The 24,336-nt window shown below is 62.3% G+C and carries 21 protein-coding genes and 1 tRNA gene; 8 read left to right on the forward strand and 14 right to left on the reverse strand.

Annotated features, from left to right (window positions below):
* Positions 1 to 135 (reverse strand): transposase (locus QO034_RS06635; protein WP_284484917.1); only part of this gene is annotated, 135 nt, incomplete at its 3' end.
* 799 nt (positions 136 to 934) lie between these two features.
* Between QO034_RS06635 and QO034_RS06640 the strand changes: the two genes are divergently transcribed.
* From QO034_RS06640 to QO034_RS06650, 3 genes are all read left to right on the forward strand, one after another.
* Positions 935 to 2,338, forward strand: a complete 1,404-nt coding sequence (locus QO034_RS06640; protein ID WP_284484727.1) for an amidase — start codon at positions 935 to 937, stop codon at positions 2,336 to 2,338.
* 83 nt (positions 2,339 to 2,421) lie between these two features.
* Positions 2,422 to 3,408, forward strand: a complete 987-nt coding sequence (locus tag QO034_RS06645; protein WP_284484728.1) for an acetamidase/formamidase family protein — start codon at positions 2,422 to 2,424, stop codon at positions 3,406 to 3,408.
* A 14-nt stretch (positions 3,409 to 3,422) separates the two neighbouring features.
* Positions 3,423 to 4,184, forward strand: a complete 762-nt coding sequence (locus QO034_RS06650) for an SDR family NAD(P)-dependent oxidoreductase (RefSeq protein ID WP_284484729.1) — start codon at positions 3,423 to 3,425, stop codon at positions 4,182 to 4,184.
* A 33-nt stretch (positions 4,185 to 4,217) separates the two neighbouring features.
* Here QO034_RS06650 and QO034_RS06655 read toward each other — a convergent pair whose 3' ends face one another.
* Genes QO034_RS06655 through QO034_RS06690 form a run of 8 tightly spaced genes read right to left on the reverse strand, consistent with a single transcriptional unit; the run spans position 4,218 to position 14,227 of the window.
* Positions 4,218 to 4,514: a putative quinol monooxygenase gene (locus QO034_RS06655; protein ID WP_284484730.1), complete on the reverse strand. Its 297-nt coding sequence runs from the start codon at positions 4,512 to 4,514 to the stop codon at positions 4,218 to 4,220.
* Between the two features lie 18 nt (positions 4,515 to 4,532).
* Positions 4,533 to 6,224 (reverse strand): AMP-binding protein, encoded by a 1,692-nt coding sequence (locus QO034_RS06660; protein ID WP_284484731.1) that lies wholly within the window; start codon positions 6,222 to 6,224, stop codon positions 4,533 to 4,535.
* A gap of 17 nt (positions 6,225 to 6,241) precedes the next feature.
* Positions 6,242 to 8,614 carry an amidase gene (locus tag QO034_RS06665; protein ID WP_284484732.1) on the reverse strand — a complete coding sequence of 791 codons (2,373 nt, stop codon included), beginning with the start codon at positions 8,612 to 8,614 and terminating at the stop codon, positions 6,242 to 6,244.
* The gene (locus QO034_RS06670) at positions 8,611 to 9,345 is read right to left on the reverse strand and encodes an ATP-binding cassette domain-containing protein (protein WP_284484733.1); all 735 of its coding nucleotides are present in this window, start codon (positions 9,343 to 9,345) and stop codon (positions 8,611 to 8,613) included. Before QO034_RS06670 ends, QO034_RS06665 begins: the two co-directional genes overlap by 4 nt.
* The gene (locus tag QO034_RS06675) at positions 9,342 to 10,394 is read right to left on the reverse strand and encodes a branched-chain amino acid ABC transporter permease (RefSeq protein ID WP_284484734.1); all 1,053 of its coding nucleotides are present in this window, start codon (positions 10,392 to 10,394) and stop codon (positions 9,342 to 9,344) included. Before QO034_RS06675 ends, QO034_RS06670 begins: the two co-directional genes overlap by 4 nt.
* Positions 10,391 to 11,260 (reverse strand): branched-chain amino acid ABC transporter permease, encoded by an 870-nt coding sequence (locus QO034_RS06680; RefSeq protein ID WP_284484735.1) that lies wholly within the window; start codon positions 11,258 to 11,260, stop codon positions 10,391 to 10,393. Before QO034_RS06680 ends, QO034_RS06675 begins: the two co-directional genes overlap by 4 nt.
* Before the next feature lie 51 nt (positions 11,261 to 11,311).
* Entirely contained in the window at positions 11,312 to 12,556 is a 1,245-nt protein-coding gene (locus QO034_RS06685) for an urea ABC transporter substrate-binding protein (RefSeq protein WP_284484736.1), read from the reverse strand.
* 42 nt (positions 12,557 to 12,598) lie between these two features.
* A complete protein-coding gene (locus tag QO034_RS06690; protein WP_284484737.1) occupies positions 12,599 to 14,227 on the reverse strand; it encodes a flotillin family protein in 1,629 nt (542 codons plus the stop codon).
* Between the two features lie 428 nt (positions 14,228 to 14,655).
* Here QO034_RS06690 and QO034_RS06695 point away from each other — a divergent pair, with 428 nt between their 5' ends.
* From QO034_RS06695 to QO034_RS06710, 4 genes are read left to right on the forward strand one after another with little or no spacing between them, the layout of a single operon-like run.
* On the forward strand, positions 14,656 to 15,717 hold the full coding sequence (locus QO034_RS06695; protein ID WP_284484738.1) for an ABC transporter ATP-binding protein: 1,062 nt from the start codon (positions 14,656 to 14,658) through the stop codon (positions 15,715 to 15,717).
* The gene (locus QO034_RS06700; protein WP_284484739.1) at positions 15,714 to 16,616 is read left to right on the forward strand and encodes an ABC transporter permease; all 903 of its coding nucleotides are present in this window, start codon (positions 15,714 to 15,716) and stop codon (positions 16,614 to 16,616) included. The genes QO034_RS06695 and QO034_RS06700 overlap by 4 nt, the downstream gene beginning before the upstream one ends.
* On the forward strand, positions 16,609 to 17,415 hold the full coding sequence (locus QO034_RS06705) for an ABC transporter permease (protein WP_284484740.1): 807 nt from the start codon (positions 16,609 to 16,611) through the stop codon (positions 17,413 to 17,415). Before QO034_RS06700 ends, QO034_RS06705 begins: the two co-directional genes overlap by 8 nt.
* Before the next feature lie 29 nt (positions 17,416 to 17,444).
* Entirely contained in the window at positions 17,445 to 18,470 is a 1,026-nt protein-coding gene (locus tag QO034_RS06710) for an extracellular solute-binding protein (RefSeq protein ID WP_284484741.1), read from the forward strand.
* Here the strand turns inward: QO034_RS06710 and aguB are convergent.
* The 4 genes from aguB to QO034_RS06730 form a co-directional block, all read right to left on the reverse strand.
* The gene (gene aguB, locus QO034_RS06715; RefSeq protein ID WP_284484742.1) at positions 18,463 to 19,359 is read right to left on the reverse strand and encodes an N-carbamoylputrescine amidase; all 897 of its coding nucleotides are present in this window, start codon (positions 19,357 to 19,359) and stop codon (positions 18,463 to 18,465) included. The genes QO034_RS06710 and aguB overlap by 8 nt on opposite strands.
* Entirely contained in the window at positions 19,352 to 20,389 is a 1,038-nt protein-coding gene (locus tag QO034_RS06720; protein ID WP_321169989.1) for a histone deacetylase family protein, read from the reverse strand. The genes aguB and QO034_RS06720 overlap by 8 nt, the downstream gene beginning before the upstream one ends.
* 557 nt (positions 20,390 to 20,946) lie before the next feature.
* Positions 20,947 to 21,021 (reverse strand) — tRNA-Asn (locus QO034_RS06725).
* Positions 21,022 to 21,087: 66 nt separating this feature from the next.
* Entirely contained in the window at positions 21,088 to 22,017 is a 930-nt protein-coding gene (locus QO034_RS06730) for an MBL fold metallo-hydrolase (protein ID WP_284484743.1), read from the reverse strand.
* Between the two features lie 40 nt (positions 22,018 to 22,057).
* Between QO034_RS06730 and QO034_RS06735 the strand changes: the two genes are divergently transcribed.
* Positions 22,058 to 23,377, forward strand: a complete 1,320-nt coding sequence (locus tag QO034_RS06735) for an ATP-binding protein (RefSeq protein ID WP_284484744.1) — start codon at positions 22,058 to 22,060, stop codon at positions 23,375 to 23,377.
* Positions 23,378 to 23,477: 100 nt separating this feature from the next.
* Here QO034_RS06735 and QO034_RS06740 read toward each other — a convergent pair whose 3' ends face one another.
* The gene (locus tag QO034_RS06740) at positions 23,478 to 24,272 is read right to left on the reverse strand and encodes a lytic murein transglycosylase (protein WP_284484745.1); all 795 of its coding nucleotides are present in this window, start codon (positions 24,270 to 24,272) and stop codon (positions 23,478 to 23,480) included.
* Between the last annotated feature and the right edge of the window lie 64 nt (positions 24,273 to 24,336).

Consider the following 24,336-nt stretch of genomic DNA (forward strand, 5'->3'; position numbering starts at 1 on the left):
TCTCTTCCAGCCGCTGATCATTGTCGGATGGACGCCGTACTTCTTGGCCAGCTCGGCCGTCGTCAGCTCTTCACGGATGGCTTCAAGCGCAACCTTGGCCTTGAACTCCGCCGAATAGCGTTTCCGCTTCGTCATCTGGGGTATTCCTTCGTCAGTCGCTAAAGCTTAGCAACTGGTCCGAAATCTCGCGACCACCTCTCTTAGCGAAGACCTGATGAGGGACTTCTAGCGGCCGCTGGAGTAGCCCTGTGTGTGCAGCCCTTAGGTGTGCAATTTGCATAGCCTGGCGCGACCTTGCGGCCAAGAAACCAAAGGCAGCGCACATCTCATGACGGGCGACCTAGCCACCTGCTTCCCTTGGCTGGCTGGGTTCGACTGATGACGAATCCAAGCTCATGACTTGTCATGCGCTCTGGTTTGTCAGACACAGTTGGGGCACGTTTTGGGACACACGGGCGTTAGGGGTTCTTGGTAAGTCTTTGAAAAACTTTGTACCTTTGGTCTGTCTGGCCGTGAAGTTAGCCTTCTCGACCGCACCATAAATCAAACTAGAACCAAACTCCCGCTTACGTTTCAACCTTGTTGTTATGGGCGCAACGCCCAAAACATGTTTCGTTCCGGTTGTCATATTGTGTCCTTCCGTGGTTTCAATCATGCTTGATTCACGCCGCGCGCGTAATTTGGGGGAACGCATGGCGACATTCAGGAAGGCCAAGGCCGATTGCACGGCTTAACTTGGCCGGGCAAGTGACCGCAGTCCGCAACGACCGGCTATCGGCTATCCGTCCAACTCACGCCTGCAAGACAGGGCCGTCCGCAAGCGACAACTCCTTTATGGTTGTGTCAGCGCCGGAACGGCTTAACCTATGTGCCTGACCCGGGCATGACACACCATGGCAAAGGAGTGCGGTCACGTTTCGGGATGGAGCGTTCGATGTCATCACACAACTTGCACTTCAAGACCCTGCTCGAAGTCGGCCGGATGATCCACGGGGGCGACATGACCGCTGCAGCGGTGACGGATCGGATGCTGGACCGGATCGCCGCTGTAGATCCGCAGTTCCAAAGCTATGTTCGCGTCTGCGCGGATCGCGCCCGTGATCAGGCGCAGATGGCGGATGCGGACATGGCCAAGGGCATCTTCAAGGGACCCCTGCACGGCGTGCCGATTGCGGTGAAAGACCTGTGTTACACGACCTACGCCCCGACCGGCGCGGGCACCATCATCCACGCGGATTTCATGCCGGCCTACAATGCGACCGTCGTGGACCGGCTGGAGGCGGCGGGTGCGGTGATCCTGGGCAAGCTCACGATGACCGAAGGGGCCTATACCAGCCATCACCCCCAGATCCCGACGCCACCGAACCCGTGGAACCCGGACTACTGGGTCGGGTCTTCTTCGACCGGATCGGGCGTGGCGACGTCTGCCGGGTTGTGTTTCGCGTCGCTGGGCAGCGATACCGGCGGGTCGATCCGGTTCCCCTGCGCCACCTGCGGTCTGACAGGGATCAAGCCGACCTGGGGCCGGGTCAGCCGGCATGGGGTCTTTGCCCTGGCGGAGTCGCTGGATCACATTGGACCGATGGCCCGGTCGGCGGCGGATTGCGCCGTGATGTTGCAGGCGATTGCCGGATGGGACGCGCAGGATCCGACCACTCTTGATACACCTGTGCCGGACTACGCGGACGCGCTGGGAAAACCCGTTCGCGGCATGCGGATCGGCATAGACCGGTCCTATTGCCTTGACGGTGTCGATCCGGACGTGGCTTCCGCTCTGGAACAGGCCGTCGCGGTGTTTGAAGCACAGGGCGCGCGCATTGTGGAGGTCGCGTTGCCGCCCCACGAGGAGCTTGTCGCCACATGGATCATGATGTGCGCGATTGAAACCGCGGTCGCGCACAAGGACACTTATCCGCGAAGGGCGGGCGAATATGGCCCTGATCTGGCGCAGCTGATCGACGAGGGGCGCGTCGCGACGGGCATGGACGCGGCACGCGGACACCACTTGCGGCTGGCGTTCACGGGGGCGTTGTCGACGATGTTCAACGGCGTCGATTGCATGTTGTGCCCGACCATGCCCATGCCGACGCCCAGCCTGGTCGACATGGCGCAATTCGGTGAAGAACCCGACGTGCTGAACGCCATTCTGCGGTATACAGCGCCGTTCGATTTCTCGGGCAGCCCGACGGTGACTCTGCCCAACGGCGTGGACCGGGCCGGTATGCCGCTGAGCATGCAGATCGTCGGCCCGAGGCTGGGCGAGGCGACCCTGATCCGAGCGGCCGACGCCTACCAACGGGCGACCGATTGGCATACGCGCGCCCCGCCGATGAGTTGAAAGGAATTCGATCCGGTTCTGGACACGGAGCGCCGGCGCACCAGATCACAGTCAAACCACAACGGCAAGAACGGGGTCATGTCATGGGATGGACGGAAAATTCGGTCATGGGGCGCAAGGCGGTCGCGAAGGGGCAAGCCGGTGCGACCCACCGCTTGAGCGAGGAAGATCAGGGAACATTCCACTATGTCTACGGTCCCTATTCGGAACCGGTGTTGCGGATTGCGCCGGGCGATGTCGTCGAGGTCGAAACGCTGGACGCCTTTGGCGGCGCGATCCGGTCGGAATCCGATCTGCCGTCGCGGGTGCTGAACATGCCCTTCGTCAATCCGCAGAACGGACCCATCGCCATTGACGGCGCGGAAAAGGGCGATGTGCTGGCGGTATACATCCGGTCCCTGCTGCCGCGCGGGCCGCAACCGGCGGGCACCACCGCGTTGATCCCGAGTTTCGGCGCGCTGGTGGCGGACGGCAATCAGATGCTGAACGCGCCGATCCCCGAGCGGGTCAAGAAGATGGAGGTGACGCCCGAAGGCGGCGTCAAGTTTTCGGACCGGATCACGTTGCCCTACGAACCCTTCGTCGGGACAATGGGGGTGAGCCCGGAAATCGAGGCGGTCAGTTCCTTGCAGCCCGATTACTGGGGCGGAAACATGGATTGCCCCGATGTCGCGCCCGGCGCGATCATCTATTTCCCGGTGCAGCGCAAGGACGCGCATTTCTTCATCGGCGATTGCCACGCGCGGCAGGGGGACGGTGAATTGTGCGGCGTGGCGGTCGAAATCCCGGCCACCGTCACGGTGCAGATCGACCTCGTCAAGGGCTGGACGATCCCCGGCGTCCGGCTGGAGAACGAGGAATTCATCATGTCGCTCGGCAGCGCGCGCCCGATGGAAGACGCCGCGCGCATGGCCTATCGTGACCTCGTGCGCTGGCTGGTCGACGATTACGGATTCGATGACTCCGAGGCTTATTTTCTGGCGACACAGGCCGGACGCATGCGGGTCGGAAACATGGTCGATCCGAAATACACCCTAGGCGCTTCGATGCTCAAGGCGTACCTGGGCTGAAATGGGGGTTTGACATGGATCTTGGACTGAAGGGGCTGAAGGCCCTGATCACCGGCGGAACCAGGGGTATTGGCCGCCATTGCGCAGAGATTTTCGCGGAGGAGGGCGCCGATGTCGCGATCTGCGCCCGCGACACTGCGGGTGTCACGGAAACGGTCAATGCGTTGAAAGCCAAGGGTGTCGCCGCGATCGGGCGTGGTGTCGACGTTTCGGACAGGCACGCGTTGAAATCATGGGTCACGGATTCCGCCGCGGCCCTGAGCGGGATCGACATGATCGTGGCCAATGTTTCGGCCCTGGCCGTGGCCGATGACGAGGCGGCCTGGGAGGCGGGATTCGCGGTGGACATGATGCATTCGGTGCGGCTGGTGAATGCGGCGATGCCGTTTCTCGAGAAATCCGAAGCGGCGTCGATCACCTTGATTTCGTCGGTCTCCGGTCGCGAAATAGATTTCACCGGACCGGCCTACGGGGCGTTCAAGGCGGCGCTTGTTCACTATGCGCAGGGGCAGGCGATGAAGCTGGCGCCAAAGGGAATCCGGGCCAATACGGTGTCTCCGGGCAACACCTATTTCGAAGGCGGCATCTGGCAGAACATTGAACGGAACAACCCGGAACTTTTTGCCGGCGCGCTTGCACTGAACCCGACGGGGCGCATGGCGACACCCGAAGAGATCGCGCGTGGCGTCGTTTTCCTGGCGAGTCCTGCCTCCAGTTTCACCACTGGCACCAACCTCGTGATTGACGGGGCCCTGACAAAGGGCGTGCAACTCTGATCGCGCTTTCCGCGCGCCGGGGGCAGGGCGCGGTCACTCGGGCCAGACTTCCACGGCCGTCACGACCGTGACATCGCCATCGAGACGCTCTCCCGCCGCCGCAAAGAAGCCCTGCGACGCGGCGCCGTTGTTATGCGCGTCCATCGCCGCCTTGTCGGTGAACCGTTCGTAGGTGGTGAACAGGCATGGATCGTCCGGGTCCTGCGCCACGAAAAAACCGACGGTGCCGGGCTCGTTCGCGGCGGCGAAGACGCCGACTTTCAAAAGTTCGGCGCGCACAAGGTCTTCCGACCCTTTGCGGGCGCGGATGATGGCGGTGAGCGTATGCATGGGCGGACTCCTCTTGGGTCAGGGTGGGGGCGCGACCCCCAGATCGGCGCACATCGTGTCCCGCATCTTGAATTTCTGCGGTTTTCCGGTGGCGGTCAGCGGCATGTCCGGGTCAAACCGGATGTGGCGCGGGATCTTGTAGCGGGCGATCCTGTCGGCGCACCAGTCGCGCAGGGCGTCAGAGGTCATTTTCGCGCCGGGCCGCAAGACGATCCAGGCCGCGACCTCTTCGCCAAGGCGCGGGTCGGGCAGGCCGAAGACCTGCGCCTGCGCGATGTCGGGATGGCCGGATAGCAGTTCTTCGACTTCCGCGGGATAGATGTTTTCGCCGCCCCGGATCAGCATGTCGCCGGCGCGCCCGGTGATCCGGCAATAGCCCTCGTCGTCGATCACCGCGAGATCTCCGGTGTGCATCCAGCCATCGCGGATCGCGGTGGCGGTGTGTTCGGGATCGTTCCAATAGCCTTTCATCACGAGATAGCCGCGGGTCAGCAACTGCCCCTGTTGTCCGACCGGCAGGGTACGGCCTTTGTCATCGACGATCCGGCATTCCACATGCGGCTGCACGCGGCCCACGGTGGTAATGCGCCGCTGCGGGGGATCGTCGGGGTCGGACTGGAAAGAGATCGGGCTGGTTTCGGTCATGCCATAGGCGATCGTGATGCCGTCACAATGCATGTCCTCCATCACCCGGCGCATCAGCGGCGCGGGGCAGGGCGCGCCGGCCATGATGCCGGTGCGCAGACTGCGTAGGTCGAATTGGGCGAACTCCGGATGATCCAGCATCGCCGCGAACATGGTCGGCACGCCGTGCAGCGCTGTGCATCCTTCGTCAGCCACGGCCCTGAGCGTGGCGAGCGCATCGAAACCTTCGCCGGGAAACACCATCTTGACCCCGCAGGAAGCGGCCGCGAGGTTGCCCAGCACCATCCCGAAGCAGTGATAGAGCGGCACCGGAATGCACAGAGCGTCGCGCGCGGTCAGGCGCATCGCGCGGGCCGAGGAAATTGCGTTGTTGATGATGCTGCGATGGGACAGCGTCGCGCCTTTCGGGTGGCCCGTGGTGCCGGAGGTGAACTGGATGTTGATCGGATCATCCGGTTTCAGCGATGCGCCGATGGCATCCAGGCGCGCCTTCGGCCCGGCACCGCCCCGCGCCATGAGATCGTCAAAGGAATAGGCGCCCTGCGTGGCATCGGGGCCAAGCTGCACGATCCGGCGCAAGTCCGGCAGTCGTGCGGCGCGCAACCGTCCGGGACGCGTGTTGTCCAGTTCGGGGGCGAGGTCGCGCAGTTTCGCGATGTAGTCGGAGCCACGGAACTGCCGCGCAGTGATCAGCGTGTTGACGCCCGATTTGCGCAGCGCGTATTCCAGTTCGCCGGTCTGGTAGGCCGGGTTGATGTTCACGAGAATGGCCCCGATCCGGGCGGTCGCGAACTGGGCCAGCACCCATTCGGGACGGTTTGGCGACCAGATGCCGACGCGGTCGCCCTTGTAGACGCCGACCGACAGCAGCCCCGCCGCCAGCCGGTCCACCCGCCGCAACAGGTCGGTATAGCTCCATCGTTCGCCGGTCTGGCAGAACACGACTGCCGGCCGGTTGCCATGGCGGCGGCGCACTTCCGACATGAAGCCCGGTATCGTAGCCTCGATCAGGGCGCGCGCGGTGCTGCCCCTTACATGCGAGAGACCGTCCAGGGGCCGTGTCACGAGCGCAGCCCTCCCGCCTATTTCTCGCGCCAGTTGCCCGACTGCTCGAACGCCGCAGCCGCGCGATAGATCGTGCTCTCATCATAGCGCCGCCCGATGATCTGCAGCCCCACCGGCAGCCCGCCCGACATGCCGCAGGGCACGGACATCGCGGGATGGCCGGTGACATCGAAGGGCGCCGTGTTGGTGATCATCTCGAACGCGCGCTGGCACCACAGTTCGAGCGAGGCATCCGCTGGCGGGATGGGCGGGGCTTTCATCGGCGTGGTCGGGGTCAGCAGCAGATCATAGGAGGCGAACACCTTGTTGAACTCCTCGCGCAGTTGCCGCGACAGGTTCTGCGCCTTCGCGTAGTAGCGGCCGCGCGTGTTCTTGAGGTGGTACTGGCCGATCAGCATGGAAATCTTGAGCGTATCGCTCAGCTCGTCGGCCCGTGTGCGCCAGTTGGAATGATATTCCAGCAAGGACGTGGTATAGAGACCCTCCCACCCGGTGCCGAAACCGTTGCCGAGCATCATCTGCTGGGTCAGCCCTTCGAGCGCGATGGGCGTCCAGATGGCCACGCCGTGCAGGTGCCAGGGGACCGAGATTTCGTCCACCGTCGCACCCAGTCCCCGCAGCGTTTCGGCTGCGGCGCGGACCTTGTCGTTGACATCGGATTCAGCGCCGGGCTGCTCATAGCCTTCCTTGATGACCCCGATGCGCAAGCCGGAAACGCCGCGCCCCACGGAGGAGGTATACCGATCCGTTTTCACGTCGTATTGCCGCGGGTCAAGCCCGTCGGGGCCCGCGATCACTTCCAGCATCAACGCATTGTCCATCACGTTCTGGGTCATCGGTCCGGTGTGATCGATGGTGTTCTCGATGGGCATGATTCCCGAATAGGGCACAAGCCCATGCGTCGGTTTCATACCGTAGCAGCCGCAGAACGAAGCGGGCATCCGGATCGACCCGCCCTGGTCGCCGCCAATAGCCATGTCGATTTCGCCGGCCCCGACCAAAGCGCCCGACCCGGACGAAGACCCCCCCGCGGAATGGCCGTGCTTGTGCGGGTTGTGAACTGGCCCCGTGGCGTTGGTGTGCGATCCGCCCGACAGGCAGAAATATTCGCAATGCGCCTTGCCCGCGATGGTGGCGCCCGCATCCAGCAGCCGGGTCACGACCGTGGCATCCAGGTCCGGCGTATAGCCCTTGAGAGTCGAGGCCCCGTTCATCATCGGAACGCCCGCGAGGCACACATTGTCCTTGAGAGCGACGCTGCGCCCCAGAAGCGGGCCACGCGGCGCGCCCTTGATTTCGGTTTTCACATACCAGGCGTTCATCGGGTTCTCTTCCGGCGTCGGCCGATAGCCCGAAGTGCGCGGATACAGCACCGGCGGCAGGTAGTCGGGCAGGGAATCGACCACGTCATAGGCATCCAGCGTGCCCTGCATCACGTCGAGGAACTCCTGAACGCGGGCGTCCGACATGTGCATCCCCAGTTCGGCGACCACGTCTTTCATCTGCGCGAGGGTGGGGCGTTGGACGGTCATGTAGGACATCCTTTCGGTGAGGGAACTGGCGCCGGGCGAAACCTGCGCAGGTATCTGGGAAACGGCGCGGGGCGTCTTGCCGGGCGCGGCGGGCGCCCCTTTGGCGAGAACGGCGGCGGAAGTTCTCTTGCGTGCGCCGGAACCCGGCGAACCGAAGCCGGTAAACTCTTCGATCAGATCCGGGTCGGAGGCTTCGGAGCCCGAAATCTCGCCGGTGATGACGCCCTTCTGGATCAGCATCACCCGATCCGAAAGCGCGGTGATGAAGTCGAGGCTTTGTTCGACCAGCACAACTGTAATCCGGCTGCGCTGGTTGAGTTCTTGCAGCAGTTCGATGATCTCGTCGATGATCGAGGGCTGAATGCCTTCGGTCGGTTCGTCCAGCAGGATCAGGTCCGGTTCCGAAATCAGACAGCGCGCCAGCGCCAGAAGCTGTTGCTCACCGCCCGACAGCGCGCCGCCGTCCCGGTCCAGCAGCCTTTCAAGACGCGGGAAATCGGCCAGGACCCTTTCGATGGCGTCGTATTCGTCCATCTCGTGCGCGGCGACGCCCATGCGCAGGTTGTCCTGCACGCTGAGGTTCGGGAAAATCCCGCGTCCCTGCGGCACGTAGCCGATGCCCAGACGCGCCCGTCCCGACGAACGCAATGCGGTCAGGTCGTCGCCGTCAAAGATGATCTGGCCGGCGGTTGCGGGGACGATCCCCATCAGCGTCTTCAGCAGCGTCGTCTTGCCCATCCCGTTGTGCCCGAGCACGCCAAGGATCTCGCCTTCGGACACATCGAGGTCGATGCCGTGCAGCACCGGCACCTTACCATAACCGGAGCGCAGGCCCTGAACTTTCAGCAGCGCTTTCATGCCCGGTGCCCCAGGTAGACTTCGCGCGCCCGCTTGTCGTTCGAGATCGCCTCCATCGTGTCTTCCATCAGGATGCGGCCTTCGTGGAACAGCGTGACCTGGCTCGAGATCATGCGGATGAACTGCATGTCATGTTCCACCACGATCAGGGCGGCTTCCGTGTTGATTTCCCTGATGAGCTCCGCGGTGCGGGCGGTTTCCTCGTGAGTCATGCCAGCGGCCGGTTCGTCCAGAAGAACCAGCCAGGGGTCGGCGGCGACGACCATGCCCAGTTCGACCCACTGCCGTTGCCCATGGGCGAGCCGGCCCACGGTCTCGCGGCGGATGTCGCCGAGTCTCAGCCGTTCGATGGTTTCAGCGGTCAGCGCGCGGGCGCGTTTCGGCTTGTGCCAGCGGCGGGCCGAGAGCCAGATGTTTTCATCCACCGACAGCCCGTCGAACACGTTCGGAACCTGTGTCTTGATCCCGACGCCAAGCCCCGCGATCTCGTGCGGTTCGGCACCCGTCGTGTCCTGTCTTTGGATCAGCACATTCCCGGCGGTGGGGTGCAACTGCCCTGTCAGGCATTTGAAAAAGGTCGATTTGCCGGCGCCGTTCGGGCCGATGAGGCAGCGCAGCTCCTTGTCGAACAGGGTGAAATCCACCTGGTCCACCGCCCGCACACCGCCGAAATGCATCGACAGGCTGCGCGTTTCCACGATCACGTCGCGTCTGTGGCGCTTCGAACTCATGCTTCAGTGGCTCCGGTCCGGCGGGCCGCGCGCCGGCGACGTCCGGCGGCGCGGCGCGGCTTGCGCCGCCGGGTGAACCAGTCGGTGACGGTCGGGGCCAGTCCCTTGGGCACCAGAAGCACGAAGAAGATCAGGATGATGCCAAGCACGAGGTTGTTGTTGAACAGCGACTGCCCGCCAAGCGCGGAGGTGAGGTAGAACAATCCGAACGTGGCCACAATCGGCCCGATCAGGGTTCCGCGTCCGCCGACGATCACCCAGATGATGGTCAGTGCCGCGTTGTAGAGATTGAATACGTCCGGCGTGATCCGCCCCACACCGTTGCAGAACAGCACCCCGCCAATCGCGGCGATGCCCGCGGAAATGGTGAAGATCCCCAGCTTGTAGAGGCGCGAGTCATAGCCCAGCAGTTCGGCGCGCAGTTCGTTTTCACGAATACCGACGCAGACCCTGCCGAAATGCGTGGTGACGAGCCAGCCGCAAAACACGTAGCAGAGGATAAGAGCGGCCATCGCCACATAGAATACATGTTCGGGAAAGAGGAACGATCCGGCGTCCCAGGGCAGGTTCAGGGGCGGTGAGGTTATGCCGTTGAATCCGCCCATCAGCGCCTTGCCGATCGTGTATTCCGGTCCCGACGTGCGCCGGATCAGGGAAAAGAAGATCAGCGTGACGGTCAGCGTGATGACGCCCAGGTAGACATCGGACACGCGTCCGAAGAACACGAAATAGCCCAGCAGCGCGGCGAAGGCCGAAGCCACCATGATCGCCACGAGGATCGCCCAGGTGGAGCCGCCGAAATTGATCGCCGCGATCGTGTAGGCATAGGCGCCCAACCCGAAAAATGCGACCTGCCCGAAGCACAGGATGCCGCCGAAGCCCCAGACCAGGGCGAGGCTGAGCGCCAGAACGGCAAGCGCGATGGCTGTGGTCAGGTTTATGATCGTAAAGAGTTGCAGCACGTAGGGCGCCGTGAACATGAAGATCACCCCGATCAGCGCAAAAACGAAGACGGGCCGCATCTTACGGAGCGTGTCTCTGCCGTTCATAGGGACTTGCGGAAGAACCGCCCCGTGATCCCGCGTGGCATGAGGCGCAGAAGGAGGATCGCCGCGACCAACAGGGCGACCTCGCCGATGGTCGGACCGGTCAGGAAAGAGAAGATGCCGTTGATCCCGCCCAGCAGAACCGAACCGGACGCGGTGCCCGCCAGGATCGAAGCGCCACCGGAAATGACGGTGATGAACGCCTTGGCGATATAGGTGGCGCCGATGGTCGGCAGGACGCCCGTGACCGGGGCCAGCAACCCGCCCGCCAACCCGGTCACCGCCGCGCCGAGCCCAAAGGTGATCATGTAGACGCGGGTGGTCGACACGCCGAGCGCCGAGGACATTTCAGGGTTCTGCATCGTTCCGCGCGCGACTAGACCCAGTTTCGTCAACTTGAGCGTCGCGTAGACGGCAATGAAAAGCGCGATGGTGACGCCAACGAGAAACAACTCGTATCCCGAAGCGGAATAGTCTCCGATCCGGATGATCCCCAGCGGCGGCGAAATGGTGGTGGCTGTCGATGCCCCGAAGATCGAGGTCACGAGACCGATCAGCAAAAGGGACAGGCCCCAGGTGGCCAGCAGGGTATCGACCATCCGGCCATAAAGCCAGCGGATCAGAAGCCGTTCGACGATCACCCCGATGATGCCGACCACGAGCGGCGCAAGGATCAGCATGGCGACCCAGATATTCACGCCCGCATTGGTGGCCACGACCACGGTATACCCGCCGAGCATCAGAAACTCGCCATGCGCAAGGTTGATGACCCGCATCATCCCGAAAATGATCGCAAGGCCGAGGCTGATCAGAGCCAGGTTGGCGATGCCGTAGACGAGCTGAAAAAGAACTGCGACGACCAGATCCAAGGCGATCTCCTGCTGGGGGAGGTTGGCCCGGCGCAAGCCGGGCCAACCGGTTTACTTGATGCCGGCGGCTTCGAGACCGTTTTCGAACAGGAACGCCGATTGATCGGGGTTCGCCACGAGGTCGCAGACCAGCGCGGTATCGGCCGGTGGCTGGTCTGCGAAGGACTCGACGATGTTCCAGGTCTGATCCTGCAGGTCGCCGATGTAGACGTTCATCGAACAGTGATTGGTATGCGGATCGATGGTCACGGCGCCGGACGGACCCTCATAGGTCAGGCCGGAGCGCAGGGCTTCGATGACCGGTTCGCGGTCGACGGTTCCCGCTGCCTTGACCGCTTCGGCCCAAAGCATCGCGCCTTCATAGGAGCGGATGGCGAGTTCGTTCATCACCGGACGGTCCGCGCCCAGCTTCGCTTCGAGCCGTTCGAGGAACGCCTTGTTGACCGGGTTGTCGATGCCTTCGAAATAGCCATAGGAGGCGAGGATGCCGTTGCCTTCTTCGGCGGAGATCAGTTTCTGTTCGTTGCCGACCCCGAAGGTGGTGGACGCGATCGGGATATCCTGCATCATGCCGGCTGCCGCATACTGGCGATAGAAGGACACATGCGCGCCGCCAACCAGCGCCGAGATCACGAAATCCGGCTTGGCGGTCTGTATCTTGTTGATGGTGGGGCCGAAATTGGTCACGTCGAGCGGGAAGAATTCGACGTCCAGCGTTTCTCCGCCGTTTTCGGCGACGAACCTCTGCATCCACTGGGCGGTGATCTGGCCATAGTTGTAGTCGGCGGCGACGATATAGACTTTCTTGCCCCATTTCTCCATCGCATAGGGCACGACCTTGGCCACGGTCTGGGCCGGCGTGGAGCCGGTGCAGAAGTTGTTGTAATCGCATACGCCGCCTTCGTACTGCACGTTGTAGAAATACAGGGTCTTGAACCGCGCCAGCGTCGGCCGGATGGCTTCGCGCGATGCCGAGGTGATCCCCGCATGGACCGTGTCCGCCTTGTCGCCGGCGGCGGCTTGGGTTGCGTATTGCGTGTAGAACTGGATCGTGGATTGCGCATCATACAGCGTCAGTTCGACTTCGCGGCCCAGAAGGCCCCCTGCGGCGTTGATGTCTTCGATGGCCAGCTTGGTGGTTTCGGCCATCGGGGCGCCGTAGATGTCCAGCCCCCCCGACAGATCGAGGATGGAGACGAATTTGATCGCGTCGGATTGCGCGCGACCGATGGTGGCCGGCGCGGTCAGGGCGAGGGCGGAACTGCCGACGACAAAGTGTCTGCGGGAAAGTTTCATTTGTCTTTTCTCCTGTCGGTGATCGACGAACGCTTGCGAGCGTCAGTCCGTTTTGTCGGTTGATGTTTCGTCCGACGTTTTTTTCGGGGAATCCCCGTTTGATTTCCTGTGCAGGGAGTCGGAGATGCCGCGCACACCGTCGCCTATATTCATCCCGACCTCTTCGCCCAATTTCTGCACGGCAGGCAGTTGCAGCGCCATGCTCAGCACCGAATCGACCACCTGGTTCACCGTCGATCCGGCGGCGCTGTCGCCGCCTCCGCCGGTGGCGCCGCCAAAGCCGGTCATATGGTTGATGCGAATGGTTTCGATCTTTTCCGCCGGCTTCATCATGCGTTCGACCACCTCGGGAAGCGTGCGCAGGCGCGCTTCGTCCAGCTTCATCGCGATCAGTTCCGGGCTTTGGGCGTTTTCCGCCTTGATGATCGCGGCGCGGCCTTCGGCTTCGGACAATAGCTTGTCGCGGTTGGCCTTGGCACGGTCCAGCATCGCCCTGGCTTCGGCTTCGGCCATCGACGTGATGGTTCCCGCTTCGGATTTCACGCGGGTGTCGTCGACCTCGGCCTGTTCGGCGGCCCGGATCAGCGCCAGCGCCTTGTCGCGTTCAGCGATGGCCGTTTCGCGGATCGTGCGGACTCGTTCCTCGGCTTCGGCTTCGCTCGCCTTCGCGGCGATGGCTTCGGCTTCGGCTTTCGCCTCCTCGCTGCGTTTCAGGGCAAGCGCTACGGTGTTTTCCGATTTCTTCAAAGCGGAATTCAGTTCGGACTCAAGTGTCTGGCGGCGGAGTTCCGTATCGCGGGCGATTTCGGACAGACGCACTTCGCGTTCGCGCTCGATCCGCGCGGCTTCCCGTCGTTTCTCGGAACTGGCTTGCTCTTCCGCTGTCTCTGCCGCGGACTTGGACCGGGCGATTTCGATTTCGCGCTGCTGCGTGATCATCGCCTCCTCTTCCTCGCGCGAAATCGTCAGCTTGCGCTTGGTGGCGTCCAACTGGCTCTGACGCACGGACACGTCGGCGTCCGCCTCGATCGCGGCGCGCTCCTTCTTGTTCACCGCGATGATTTCGGCCAGCCGCCGCATCCCGAGCGCGTTGAAGGCGTTGTTCTCGTCGAGCGCATGGAACGGAGTCTGGTCGATGCGCGTCAGCGAAACCGATTCCAGCATCAGGCCGTTCTGGGCCAGGTTGTCGGTCAGCATGTCGCTGACTTCCCTGGCGTATCCGGCGCGATTGTCCTGCAGGTCGTCCATCGTGTAGCGCGCCGCGGTCGACAGCATTGCGTCAACCAGCTTGCCTTCGAGGATGTCTTCAAGATCGGAGGCGCGAAAGGACTTGCCGGCCAGCGCCTGTGCCGCCGTGGCGACGCCATCGACGCTGGCGTGGACCCGGACATAGAATTCCGCGCCCACGTCCACGCGCAGACGGTCTTTGGTTATGATCGATTTGGGACCCAGCCGCTCAATTTCGAGTTTGGACGTCTGCATGTTCACTTCCGACACCTTGTGCAGGAAGGGCAGTGCGATGCAGCCGCCGTCCAGAACGACTTTTTGCCCGCCCAGACCGGTGCGCACGACGCTGATTTCCCGCGTCGCCTTGCGGTAATACCGGTTCATGAACAGGATCAGCAGTATGGCTGCAACAACCAGCAATATGACGGCGACAATCCATGCCATAGACGAGTCCTTCCACAGAAAACCGGACTGTTTCATTCCCAGGCGGCAGCTGGAAACCCGGTGGCCAAAAGGTGCCAGCGACATTCAACAGTAGGTTTGTGCCAAAAATTCTGTCAAGATATTCTGTTAACATATCATCGGACGCATGACGCGGGTGAGTCGGAATATCGAGTTTTTTCAACTGATTGGATGAAGATCGCCGGTGCGCGCGCATATTGATCCGGGCGCAAAGCCTGTTTTTTGCGCAGCCTATGGGGAATGGACGCCGTCAGGTGCAAATGGCCGACGCCCGCCGGCCGCTTTTGACGACAGGCTCTGCCGCAACCATTCGGGGTGTCTTGTCTTCGGCCGGGACGCGTTCCATCGGGCCAAGCCCCTTGCCAAGGTATCGAGCGCATAGCAGACTGGAGCCGAACAGGGGGTGTCGATTGAACCAAGATATCGCGGTTTCCGCCAGTCGCATAGTCAAGACCTATGGTGCGGGAACAAGTGCCGTCAGGGCGTTGGACGATGTCAGTATCGACATCGAAAAAGGGGAGTTTTTCACGTTGCTCGGCCCGTCGGGCTGTGGAAAGACGACCCTGCTGCGATGTATCGCCGGGTTCGAGACGCCGACATCCGGCACCATCCTCCTGTCGGGCCGGGACATCACGTTCACCCCGCCCAATGAACGCCCGATCAATACCGTCTTTCAGTCCTACGCGCTTTTCCCGCACCTGACGGTGGCGCAGAACGTCGGATTCGGTCTGCAGATGCTTGGCCGCCCCAAGTCCGAGGTGGCGGAAGCGGCGGCGCGGGTGCTGGCGCTCGTGCGGCTGGACGGTTTCGCCAATCGATTGCCACAGCAGTTGTCAGGCGGGCAACAGCAGCGCGTGGCGCTGGCCCGGGCGCTTGCCCCGCAACCCGAAGTGCTGTTGCTTGATGAACCGCTGTCCGCGCTGGATCTGAAGCTGCGCAAGGAAATGCAAAGCGAATTGAAACGGTTGCAGACCGAAACCGGGATCACCTTCATTTTCGTGACCCACGATCAGGAAGAAGCCCTTACCATGTCCAACCGCATCGGCGTGATGTCGGCGGGCAAGCTGTTACAGGTGGGGACGCCGCGCGATATCTACGATCGGCCGGTCAACCGTTTCGTCGCCGATTTCATCGGTGAGACCAACTTTGTCCGCGCGACTCTTGCCGGGGACCAGGCGACGCTCGGTTCCGGCGACACGATCGTCGTCGATGCCAAGGGGGCGAGCGGTTCCGTCACCCTGGCGGTCCGGCCCGAACAGATCAGGATTGCGCCCAGGGATCGGCCAGGCGCGATCCACGCCACCGTCGCGGAGTCCACATATTTCGGCACCGACATGCACTATCAGCTTGCCCTTTCGGACGGCACCTTCCTGATCGCGCGTTTGCAGGCCAATGCGGCCAATGTCTACGGCAATGGCGATGAAGTCGGCGTTCTGATTGATGGCACCGCCCTGCAGCTGCTGGCCGAATGAGAGGATCGGTCCACAGGCGCAGTTCCGGGGCGAATGGCTGGCTTCTGTCATTGCCCGCGCTGCTGTTGCTGTTGGTGGCGGCGAGTGGTCCGCTGGTGATCGTCGCGATCTATTCCTTCCTGGAGCCGGGCGACTATTCCGGCGTCAGGTGGATCTTTTCCGGCGACGCCTGGTTCCGGATCCTGTTCGAAAGGGACATCTTCGACCAGACCGTGAGCCTGGCGGATGCGAACCTGTCGATCTTCTGGCGGTCGGTCAAGCTGTCGCTCGCCACCACGCTGGTAACTTTTGCCCTGGGCTTGCCGACTGCCTGGTTCATTGCGACCCGTCCCGCCCGATCACGGGCCATCTGGTTGTTCCTGATCACGATTCCGTTCTGGACGAACCTGCTGATCCGCACCTTCGCGATCATGGAAGTGATCCGCAACCAGGGCCTGCTGAACACCGCGCTGATCAAGATCGGTCTGATCACGGATCCGATCCAGATCCTTTACACGGATACGGCCGTTCTGATCGGTATGGCCTATGTCTATCTGCCGCTGATGGTGCTGCCGCTGTTCGCCGCCATCGACCGGTTCGATTTCAACCTGATCGAGGCGGGCTACGATCTTTACGCGTCGCGGATGCAGATCCTCCGGCGGGTCATCCTGCCGATCATCCGACCGGGGATCGTGGCGGGCTGCATTCTGGTTTTCGTGCCCAGTCTCGGGGCCTATGTCACGCCGCGCGTCCTGGGCGGCGGCAAGAACATGATGATCGGCAACTTCATCGAGCTTCAATTCGGACAAGGCCAGAACTGGCCCCTGGGCGCCGCCCTGTCCATGGTTCTGCTGATCGTCGTTCTGGGCGCCCTGCTGATCTACACGCGGGTGGCGTCCAAGGAAGATCCGCATGGGTAAGAACCGCGCATTCGATGTCACGACGCTGCCCGGTTTCACCGCAATTGCCATCCTGGCGTTCGTGCTGCTTTACGCGCCGATCGTCACGTTGGTGGTATATTCCTTCAACGGCGGAAATTCGGTCAATCTCTGGGGCGGCTTCTCGCTCAAGTGGTACAAGATCGCCTGGGAAAACGAGGCGGTGCAGGGCGCGGCCGTCCGGTCCCTGATCATCGCCGTCTGGGCGTCCGTCATCGCGACGTCGGTGGCGACTCTGGCGGCGCTCGGCACGACACGCCGAAAACGGTTCAGGGGGCAGACTTTCATCTACGTGATGATCAACCAGCCGCTGATGGTGCCCGAGATCGTAACCGCGGTGGCGCTGCTGATCTTCTTTTCCTCGGTCAAGCTCGCCACTGGGTATTCCGGGCTCGGTTATCTCATCCTCGCGCATTCCGCGTTCTGTGTGCCCTTTGCCTATCTTCCGATCCGGGCGCGGCTGGAAGGCATGGACACCAGCATGGAAATCGCCGCGGCGGATCTCTATGCGACCCCCTGGCAGACCTTTCGCCATATCACCCTGCCGTTGCTGATGCCCGGCGTGCTCGCTGGCGCTATGCTGGCTTTCGTCATTTCGCTGGATGATGTGATAATCACGGAATTCGTCAAATCCGCGGGGCAGGACACGCTTCCCACCTATATGCTCGGCCAGTTGCGCAGGGCGCTGACGCCCGAGGTCAACGCCATCTCGACGGCGCTTCTGGTGCTGACGGTGCTGATCCTGACCGCGTTCTTCATCATCACCAAGAAACGGGGCTGAACCCGCCAACTTCAACAAAGGAGAGACACATGAAATCGATGCTGATCGCCACGACGGCCCTGTTCGGGAGCACCCTGAGCGCTTTCGCGGAAGGGCAGTTGAACCTGTTCAACTGGGGAAACTACACAAGCCCGGAACTGATCGAGAAATTCACCGAAGAAACCGGAATCACGGTCACGATCACCGACTATGACAGCAACACGACCGCGTTGGCCAAGGTCGAGGCGGGCGGCTCCGGCTTTGACCTTGTGGTGCCGTCGGCCAACTACGTGCCGGTCTTCGTCGGCAAGGGCCTGCTGGCGGAACTGGATCATTCGCGGCTGTCCAACATCGGGAACATCGCGCAGGAATGGGTGGATGTCGCCTGGGATCCGGGGCGAAAATTTACCATTCCGTGGCAATGGGGCACGACCGGGGTCGCGGTCAATACCTCTGTCTACGGCGGCGATGTGAATACATCCGACATCTTCCTCGATCCGCCGGCCGAACTGGTGGGCAAGGTCAACGTCGTCCCGGAAATGAATGACGTGATGGCGCTGGCGATCTTCAATGCCGGAGGCGAAGCCTGCACCGAGGACCTGGAAGTGCTGAAGAAGGTGCGCGACAAGCTGATGGCGGCCAAGCCCAGCTGGATCGCGATGGATTACGGGACGACGGACAAGCTGTCCTCCAACGATCTGGTGGCGACCGTGAACTGGAATGGCTCGACGATGCGGGCGCGCCTGAACAATCCGGATGTCGTCTATGGCTATCCCGTCGAAGGCTATCCGCTGTGGATGGATTCGGTCGGGCTGCTGGCGGATGCACAGAACGTCGATGAAGCCTACAAGTTCCTCGATTTCATCATGGTGCCGGAAAACGCGGCGATGATCTCCAGCTTTGCCCGCTATGCCAACGGCATTGCCGGATCCGAGGAATTCATGCCGCAAGAGATGAAAGAGGCTCCGGAAATCGTCATTCCCGAAGAGTTCGTCTCGGCCGGAAAATTTCTGCCGACCTGCCCGCAAAGCGCGACCGAACTTTACACGGCGATCTGGACCGAACTGGTCAAGTGATCTTCCTGGCGGAGCCGGCAACGGCTCCGCCATCCATTCCCATGATCGCGCCGTAGAGGTCCGGGCGGCGGTCGCGGAAGACGCCCCAGCTGGCCCGCAACTCCGCCACCGCGTCCAGATCGAAGCTGGCCAGAATCACTGCTTCGGTCTCCCGGTCCGCCTTTTCGACAATCTGTCCTGTTTCGTTTGATACGAAGGATGAGCCGTAGAACGTCACCTCGGTATTGCGCTGTCTTTCCTGCCCGATCCGATTGGCGGCCATGACCGGCATGATGTTGGCCGCGGCGTGGCCGCGCATGGTCATTTCCCAATGCGGCTGGCTGTCGTATCCCGGTGCCGGTGGCTCCGATCCGATGGCCGTCGGATAAAGCAGCGCTTCGGCCCCCATCAGCGCCATGGCGCGCGCGGTTTCGGGAAACCACTGGTCCCAGCAGATACCGACCCCGAGCCGGCCAAAGGCCGTTTCCCAGACCCGAAACCCGGTATCGCCCGGCGAGAAATAGAACTTTTCCTCGTAGCCCGGACCCTGCGGGATATGGCTCTTGCGATAGAGTCCCAGGTCGCGGCCATCGGCGTCGAGCATGGCCAGGGAATTGAAATGGGACTGTCCGGCTTTCTCAAAGAAGGATACCGGCAGCACGACACCCAGTTCGCGCGCCAGCGCGGAAAACCGGGACAGGATCGGATTTTCCCTGTAGGGCAGGGCGGTCGCGAAATGGGCAGGGTCCTGGATCTTGCAGAAATAGGGCGCGGCGAACAGTTCCTGCAGCAGGATCACCTGCGCGCCCCGGCCTGCGGCGCGCCGGATCAGGTCTTCGGCGCGGTCGAGGTTCGTCGCCATGTCCGGCGCGACCGCGAACTGCGTGACGGCGAAGGTGACGTCACGCATTCTCGAACCCTTCCAGCACGTTCACCGTGTTGATGCCGACCGCCTCTATCGCGTAGCCGCCTTCCATGCAGATGACGGTAGGGAGGGACAACCGCGCGATCCGCTGTCCCATATCGATGAAATCGGGACTGTCGAGCTTGAAGAAACTGATCGGATCCTCCTTGTACGCATCGACGCCCAGCGACAGGACGAGCGCATCCGCCCCCCAGTCTCCGATGCGCGCGATCGCGTTCTCCAACGCTTCTGCCCAGACCGCGTATCCGGTGCCGGGGGGCATGGGATAGTTGATGTTGGCGCCGTCGCCGTCGCCCTTGCCGGTCTCGTCGGCATATCCGATGAAATAGGGATAGGCGTCCTGCGGCGCGCCATGCAGCGAAGCGAACAGAACATCTCCGCGTCCATAGAAAATGTCCTGTGTGCCGTTTCCGTGGTGAAAATCCACATCCAGGACGGCGACCCGGTCGGCGCCGCCGTCGCGCATCATCTGCGCCACGATGGCGGCGTTGTTCAGGAAGCAGTAGCCGCCATACTGGTCCCGCGTCGCATGGTGCCCGGGTGGGCGGCACAGGGCAAAGGCGGCGCTGGCCCCGGCGGCGACATGCCGTTGCGCCGCTTGCGCCGAGGCCAGCGAGGAACAGGCCGCCGCCCAGGTTCCCGCAGTCATCGCGGTTTCCGAGGCATGGCAGTAATAGCCCACCTTGCCGTCGATATTGGCTGGAACGCGATCCAGATGCATGCCGCGCGCAGGCACGTTCGCGGCGATGATTTCGCCGGCCATGCCTTCGGCTTTCCAGTCGGCCCATGCGGTCTGAAGGAAATCGAGATACCCCGGATCAAGCAATCTTCGCGCCGGTTCAAGGTCCGCCTCGGCGGGTTTCTCGATGTCGGAAAACCCGCGTTCCTTCAACCGGTTCAGGACATATTCGACCCGTGACGGGCGTTCGAACGGGGTGACAAACTGACCGCCGGACAGTTCAGCTTGCGGGAAATGCAGGCGGTGATTTTCGCTGTAGAAGGTTTTCAAGGGCATGATCCATTGTCAGGGCTGGTTCCGGTCGGCGGAACGGATGCCGCGGGACTGCAACACGCGCTGATGTTACCGCAGCCCCTTCGGTCGGGGCCACTCCTAAAATACGAAGATCCGAGCGATCCGGGGGTATTCGGAGCAGCCAGGGAAAACCTGCGATGCGGAGGATGGGGCCGGATCGTTACGTGTATGAACAGACTTCGCCAAATCCGACCATCGCAGATGAGGAACGCATATGGGTGCTGCGGACTTGACCATCGACCCTGACAACGTAGACCTAGCCGAAGGAGTGTACTGGACCCGAAGGAATTGGCAGATCGGGTTCGATACTGCCGGGCGCCTTGAACTACGCCGATCCACTCAGCGTAAGGAAAGGGCAAATCTCTACGTCAATATGCGGCAGAGGAGAAAAAGCGTTTAGAGGCTAATAGTTAGCACAAGCCTGTGGCACCGGGTGACAAATGATCCGTAAACACCGATCCAGACAGTGTTTTCTGTACTTATTCTGTGCTCAGAAAGAAAAAAGACCTAGCGGGTGAGCGCGAAGTCCTTGAATTCTTTGGCTCCGGCGGTAGGGATCGAACCTACGACCAATTGATTAACAGTCAACTGCTCTACCGCTGAGCTACGCCGGAACGGTTTTGGGCGTATAGCAATCGGGGTATGCGCCGTCCAGAGGGATTTTCCGGTTTCCGGCAAAATTATCCTGTCGCTCTGTCGGTTCTGGAAAATCGCGACCCGGTGGACAAGGGAGAGCTTGCCTGCACCATGGATTTTCCCATGAGATCAACGAGATGGGCGAGAACGTTGCGCTCGGCCGCCGGGAGCATGGATGCGGGTGTTTCCGTGTAGATCCGCCTTGCCAGGTCGAATGCCGTGGCCGGACCTGTGCGGAGTGCATCGAGAATGGCGGACTCGCGCGCCCTGCGATGGGCGATCAGCCAGGACAACCGCTGCTGCGGGTTCCGGACAGGCGCGCCATGTCCGGGGTGGAACACGCGCCATGGTTGCTCGGACAGCCTTGCGCAGGAGGCCATGAAATCGGTCAGGTCGCCGTCCGGAGGGGACACCAGCGAACTGGCCCAACCCATCACGTGATCGGCGGTAAAGCAGGCGTCCCGCCATCCAAGGGCAATGTGATTGCCCAGATGTCCGGGCGTGTGAAGGACGTGCAGGTCCCAGCCGTCGCCGTGAATCATCTCGCCGTCGACGACGGTCCGATCCGGGACAAAGTCGAGGTCGAGCCCCTCCTGGCCGGCCGCCAGCCCGGACCTGGAGAGTTCGGTCATGATGGCGCTGCGCCCGGTTCCCGATTTTCCGAAACCCAGAACCGGTGCGCCGGTAGCGAGGCTCAATCGCCTAGCCAGGGGAGAGTGGTCGAGATGGGAATGGGTCACGATGATATGGGTGATTTCCTGCCCCGGCGCGACCGCGGCCAGGATGGCGCCCAGATGGGAGTCGTCCGTGGGGCCGGGGTCGATGACCGCGAGGCCGCGGTTGCCCAACAGATAGGTGTTGGTGCCGCGATAGGTCATCGGCGACGGGTTGGGCGCAAGAATCCGGCGCAGGCCCGATTCCAGCGTGATTGCCTGTCCGGCAGGCGGATCGAAATCATCCGGGGGCGTGGTCAATGCTCTTCCTCTCGTCAAAGCCGGGCGCTAGGGTTCGGCCATGGGGTTTCAGTGGCTCAAACGATACATGCCGCGCAGTCTCTACGGTCGCGCCGCGCTTATTCTGATCGTTCCGGTTGTCAGTGTGCAACTGGTTGTTTCGGTTGCCTTTATCCAGAGACATTTGGAGAACGTGACGCGGCAGATGTCAATGACCCTGGTGCGCGACCTCGACGTCGTCGCGCATCAGACGGCCACTGCAGCAAGCCCGGACGAGGCTCTGGACATGATGCGGCCGTTCCTGACCGCGTTCGAGATGAATCTGGATTTCGTTCCGCAAGGCGATGTGCCCGCGCGGGGTTATATGCGCTGGTATGATTTCTCTGCGCGCGTCGTGGACCGGACAATCCGGGAATTCTTTCCGTCGATGCTGGCGACCGTTTTTCCCGACAATCGGTCAATCCAGTTGTATCTGGAGACGGATCTGGGACCCGTCCGGATCAGTGTCAACCGCAGCCGGGTCGCAGTGTCCAATCCGCACCAGTTGATCGTGACCATGATCTTTTTCGGCGGGTTGATGACAGTTATCGCGTTTCTCTACATGCGCAATCAACTGCGTCCGATCACGCGCCTGGCCAGAGCGGCGCAGGCATTCGGGCGGGGGAGAACGGTGCCCTACGTGCCCTCCGGCGCGACAGAGGTTCGGGCTGCAGGCGGCGCATTCCTGGAAATGCGGTCGCGTATAGAACGCCAGATCGAACAACGCACCCTTATGCTGTCCGGGGTGAGCCACGATCTGCGCACACCCCTGACGCGGCTCAAGCTGGGGTTGTCGATGATCGACGAGCGGGATGCAGAGCCGCTGTTGCGGGATGTGGATGAAATGCAACGGCTTCTCGATGCGTTCCTCAGCTATTCGAGCGGAGTTTCGGAAGGCGAGCCGGAACCGGTCGATCCGCAGCAACTCGTTCGCAGGATCGTGGAGGATGGCCAGCGAGCCGGAACGCCGGTGACGCTGAAGCAGAGCACGGGAGAGGGCACCATCATGCTGCGCGAGACGCCGATCCGCCGGGCGGTCGAGAACCTGATCGGAAATGCCGTCCGCTATGGCGACAAGGCGGAAGTTTCGGTTACCCTGACCGACAGGTCCCTGCGCATCCGAGTGGAGGATGACGGGCCGGGCATACCGGCGGACAAGCGCGCGGAATCGGTCAAGCCGTTTTCCCGTCTGGACCCGGCGCGCAATCAGGACAAGGGCAGCGGCGTGGGGCTGGGTTTGGCCATCGTCGCCGACGTGGCGCGCGCGCATGGCGGTACCCTGCGGTTGGGTCAAAGCGAAACGCTGGGCGGTCTCTGCGCGGATATCGTGATTGCGCGATGAAAGCGTTCCGCGGGCTCGTTTTTGCGGGCTGTTGCGGCCGAGATCATCCACACTCGATCGCGCAAACCGGTGTGCAGAACTCTGACGAACAGGAGCGGACTCAGCCGTCGATCCGGGCGGCTATGATCGCGATGGCCTTCTGGTAGACACCTGCCGCGTTCCATGCCTGGATCACCGCGAAATTCGGCTGACCCTCCTGATAGCCGCGTCCCGGTTTCCAGCCTTTCTGGCGCAAGAAGTTGGCCGTCGATGCCAGCGCGTCGGTCATGTTGTAAAAATCGACCCGACCGTCGCCCGTGGCGTCCACCCCGTAGATCAGCGCGTTGCCCGGCAGAAACTGGGTATGGCCCAGTTCTCCGTGCTTGGCCCCGAGTGTCTGCGATGTCAACGTCCCCTGATCGACCAGTTTCAACGCGCCGATCGCGTGCGGAACGAAGAAGTCGGACCGTCTGCAATCATACGCAAGGGTGGTGATGGCCGACACCACCTGGCTGTCTCCCATGAAACCGCCAAACGCGGTTTCCATCCCGTGGATCGCGATCAGAACACCTGCGGGTACGCCATACTGCCGTTCGAGCGCCGCGTAGAGGTCAGGGTTGCGGGCCTTTCGCTTGCGTCCCTGCGCGACAATCGTGTCCGCGCCCCGGATCTGCATGAACTTGTCCAGGGAATATTTGAAGGACTTCTGATTCCGGTCCGCGGCGATTGTGCGGCTGGCATAGCTGGCCTGGGACAGGGCCTGAAGCCCGGCCGACTTGACCCCGGCCTTGCGGGCCTGATCTGCAAATCCGACTTTCCAGGTTTCAAATCCGCTGCCGGTATTCCCGCAGGTGGCGGCGCCCACCACGCCGGGCAGGGTAAGCAGGGCAATGCACGCCAGGGTAATTCGGGTCATGGCAATCTCCGGTCAGCAACAGCAACACCGCGATGCTAACTGTCCCAGCGGTGAATTCCAGATG

It is taken from the genome of Sedimentitalea xiamensis (genome assembly GCF_030164465.1).
In the GTDB taxonomy this organism is placed as follows: Bacteria; Pseudomonadota; Alphaproteobacteria; order Rhodobacterales; family Rhodobacteraceae; genus Sedimentitalea; species Sedimentitalea xiamensis.

What these genes read in the sequence shown, in the direction of transcription:
- QO034_RS06670 (WP_284484733.1), bottom strand. Translation starts at nt 9,345, where the DNA reads ATGAGTTCGAAGCGCCACAGACGCGACGTGATCGTGGAAACGCGCAGC.
- QO034_RS06640 (WP_284484727.1), top strand. Translation starts at nt 935, where the DNA reads ATGTCATCACACAACTTGCACTTCAAGACCCTGCTCGAAGTCGGCCGG.
- QO034_RS06710 (WP_284484741.1), top strand. Translation starts at nt 17,445, where the DNA reads ATGAAATCGATGCTGATCGCCACGACGGCCCTGTTCGGGAGCACCCTG.
- QO034_RS06705 (WP_284484740.1), top strand. Translation starts at nt 16,609, where the DNA reads ATGGGTAAGAACCGCGCATTCGATGTCACGACGCTGCCCGGTTTCACC.
- QO034_RS06650 (WP_284484729.1), top strand. Translation starts at nt 3,423, where the DNA reads ATGGATCTTGGACTGAAGGGGCTGAAGGCCCTGATCACCGGCGGAACC.
- QO034_RS06720 (WP_321169989.1), bottom strand. Translation starts at nt 20,389, where the DNA reads ATGCCCTTGAAAACCTTCTACAGCGAAAATCACCGCCTGCATTTCCCG.
- QO034_RS06655 (WP_284484730.1), bottom strand. Translation starts at nt 4,514, where the DNA reads ATGCATACGCTCACCGCCATCATCCGCGCCCGCAAAGGGTCGGAAGAC.
- QO034_RS06645 (WP_284484728.1), top strand. Translation starts at nt 2,422, where the DNA reads ATGGGATGGACGGAAAATTCGGTCATGGGGCGCAAGGCGGTCGCGAAG.
- QO034_RS06740 (WP_284484745.1), bottom strand. Translation starts at nt 24,272, where the DNA reads ATGACCCGAATTACCCTGGCGTGCATTGCCCTGCTTACCCTGCCCGGC.
- QO034_RS06690 (WP_284484737.1), bottom strand. Translation starts at nt 14,227, where the DNA reads ATGGCATGGATTGTCGCCGTCATATTGCTGGTTGTTGCAGCCATACTG.
- QO034_RS06665 (WP_284484732.1), bottom strand. Translation starts at nt 8,614, where the DNA reads ATGAAAGCGCTGCTGAAAGTTCAGGGCCTGCGCTCCGGTTATGGTAAG.
- QO034_RS06675 (WP_284484734.1), bottom strand. Translation starts at nt 10,394, where the DNA reads ATGAACGGCAGAGACACGCTCCGTAAGATGCGGCCCGTCTTCGTTTTT.
- QO034_RS06700 (WP_284484739.1), top strand. Translation starts at nt 15,714, where the DNA reads ATGAGAGGATCGGTCCACAGGCGCAGTTCCGGGGCGAATGGCTGGCTT.
- aguB (WP_284484742.1), bottom strand. Translation starts at nt 19,359, where the DNA reads ATGCGTGACGTCACCTTCGCCGTCACGCAGTTCGCGGTCGCGCCGGAC.
- QO034_RS06735 (WP_284484744.1), top strand. Translation starts at nt 22,058, where the DNA reads ATGGGGTTTCAGTGGCTCAAACGATACATGCCGCGCAGTCTCTACGGT.
- QO034_RS06685 (WP_284484736.1), bottom strand. Translation starts at nt 12,556, where the DNA reads ATGAAACTTTCCCGCAGACACTTTGTCGTCGGCAGTTCCGCCCTCGCC.